This is a genomic window from Frisingicoccus sp. (genome assembly GCA_016298055.1).
In the GTDB taxonomy this organism is placed as follows: domain Bacteria; phylum Bacillota; class Clostridia; order Lachnospirales; family Lachnospiraceae; genus Frisingicoccus.
Genome location: JAEDDO010000231.1, coordinates 1 through 2,578 on the forward strand (window position 1 = coordinate 1; position 2,578 = coordinate 2,578).

Below are 2,578 nucleotides of genomic sequence, written 5' to 3' on the forward strand. Positions count from 1 at the left end.
TATTGTACCAAGTCGCTAGCGCGACGGCTAGCCCTAAGTACGTGAAACCACTACTTTTTTCAAAAAAAAATAGCAGTTTTTGTGTATATGTTGTATTGTTAAGTTACCACACAAAACAACTACATATTCACAAGAACTGCTATGCTTAGTTTATCATGGATTTTTAAACTCAACAACTACATATCTGAAAAATTTTATCGTCCACCGCCCAGTAACCAAATAAATGTCTGGTTCTTGCTGTTATTTTATTTTTTACTTAGGAGGTTCCATTATGGACGATCATTTAAATTCTTTTCGGGAGATGCTCTCCCTTCGCGGTCTTACCGACCATACCATTGTTTCTTATTCTACATATATCTCTGCATACCTTCAGTATCTTTCCGATGTCATTCATACTTCTCCGGAAGATGTATCCTGGCAGGAAATGAGAAATTTCATCTTCTGGATCCAGAAAGAACGCTCTCTTTCTGACCGGACGATAAATTGCTGTATCTCCCAGCTGCGTTTCTTCACCATATTTGTTCTTCACAAACAATGGGATCCCTACCAGATTCCCTTCCGTAGGTTTGATTCCTATATCCCTTTTATCCCTACCAGGGAAGAAATGCAGACCTTCCTTTTTTCTATTTCTGACCTTAAATTTAAAGCCCTTCTTTGTCTGATGTTCTCTGCTGGACTCCGTATTGGTGAAGTCCGTCATTTGAAATGTTCCGACATCGAACATTCAAGAAACCGCATCCATATCCGTGCTTCAAAGAGCCGCTCTGACCGTTATGCCCAGCTTTCAGAAAATGCCTGGCAGCTTATCTTGCAATACTGGTATTCTCTCCCTCCTGAGAAGCGTCCAAAGGACTGGCTTTTTCCTCAGAAAAGAAATCCCTCCAAGCCGATTGACCATCAGAGTGTTCCTGATTTTATCCGTTCTCATGAGAGGGAACTAGGCTGGGAACACCGCTTCACCTGCCACACTTTCCGTCATGCCTTCGCAACCTATCATTACGAAGACGGTACGGATCTGCTAACTTTAAAAAATCTTATGGGTCACCGTTCCATCTCCTCTACTTTAATTTATGTGCATCTGTCTGCCCGCACCCTTTCGGCTTCCCCAAGCCCCTTTGATAAGATGGGAGGTACCTTCCATGAATAAGTCTAAGATACAGCAGATTTGGGATTTTTCTTATGCGGATTATTGTAATTCGGATTTTTTTCAATCCGATATACAGAAAAAAGCTTCCAGAGCCATCATGGATTGTAAATCCGGAACTCTGGGGTATTCCATCAGTGAGTGTACAGAATGTGGACATATCGAGATTCACAATAATTCCTGCCGCAACCGGAATTGCCCGAACTGCCAGGCTGTTAACAAAGAAATCTGGGTAGATAAGCGCAGGGCAGAAGTCATTGACTCTTCTTATTTCCACGTAGTGTTTACTCTCCCACATGAATTAAACCACCTGATTTACTGTAACCAGAAATCTCTTTATGGTCTGCTTCACAGATGCTGCGCTGAAACACTTCTGGAACTTTCAGCCAATAAGAAGTATCTCGGAGCAACACCCGGTATCATTCAGGTTCTCCATACCTGGAATCAGGAACTGGATTACCATGTGCATATGCATTGTATCATTTCAGGCGGCGGTCTCACACAGGAGCAAAAGATACGTAAGTCAAAAGACAAGTTTTTTATTCCGGTTAAAGTACTCAGGGATAAATTTAAAGGCAAATACCTCTCCTGTCTTGATCACATGTATCAACAGAAACAGCTTTCTTTCTCTTCCTCCTGCGAGAAACTACGTAACTCCTATGAGTGGAAGGAATTCAAAAATGATCTTTATGCAAAAGAATGGTGTCCTTACATAAAAGAAACATTTAATGGATTTGGCAATGCCCTCGAATATCTTGGAAGATATACACATAAGATAGCCATCTCCAACAACCGGATCCTGTCGGTCACTGAAAAGGAAGTAACTTTTTCAGCACGTGGTAAAAGTTCCGGTGATCCCAAACGCAAGATTACTCTTACCAATCAGGAATTTATTCGGCGATACCTGATGCATGTGCTGCCTCATAGTTTTCAAAAAGTACGTTATTATGGTTTTTTGAACAATCGTTCAAAAGCGAAGAATCTAAAACTCATTTTTAAACTACAGGGACATCAAAAGTTCCGTCAGAGGTTTACAGGACTTTCTATTGCAGAGCTGTTGAAAGTAGTCTGGAATTTTGATATCACAATCTGCCCCGCATGTGGCTGCTGCAGCATGAAACCAGTCGGAAGGACATATGCACAGAATGATTGGTAATTCAGTATATTTATATCGTTTTTTTCAGGCTTTCCGTTGGAAAGTCTGCGAAGCATGCCTAAAATTCTTTGTTGTTCAAAAAACAATAGGAATTTCCATAGCTTGTAAGGCAGAAATTTCACTTTTCGGCTTGGGGGAGAAAAGCAATCCCCATATACATCCCGGCTAAACGTCCGCGACTTGGTACAATAAGAAAGAATCACATTCAGAGCAGTTCTATTTTTTCCAGAACTGCTCTTTTATTATCTGCTCTGAATCTGATACTTTCCTTAAGAATT

Annotated in this window: 2 protein-coding genes; both read left to right on the top strand. The window is 40.9% G+C overall.

Going from position 1 to position 2,578, the window contains the following annotated elements:
• Window positions 1-271 precede the first annotated feature (271 nt).
• Entirely contained in the window at window positions 272-1,147 is an 876-nt protein-coding gene (locus tag QZZ35_RS10960; RefSeq protein WP_291237436.1) for a tyrosine-type recombinase/integrase, read from the top strand.
• Window positions 1,140-2,300 carry an IS91 family transposase gene (locus tag QZZ35_RS10965; protein ID WP_291237437.1) on the top strand — a complete coding sequence of 387 codons (1,161 nt, stop codon included), beginning with the start codon at window positions 1,140-1,142 and terminating at the stop codon, window positions 2,298-2,300. Before QZZ35_RS10960 ends, QZZ35_RS10965 begins: the two co-directional genes overlap by 8 nt.
• Window positions 2,301-2,578 lie beyond the last annotated feature (278 nt).

Bases quoted from the DNA above. Each gene is read 5' to 3' on its own strand.
- QZZ35_RS10965 (WP_291237437.1), top strand. From the start codon at position 1,140: ATGAATAAGTCTAAGATACAGCAGATTTGGGATTTTTCTTATGCGGAT.
- QZZ35_RS10960 (WP_291237436.1), top strand. From the start codon at position 272: ATGGACGATCATTTAAATTCTTTTCGGGAGATGCTCTCCCTTCGCGGT.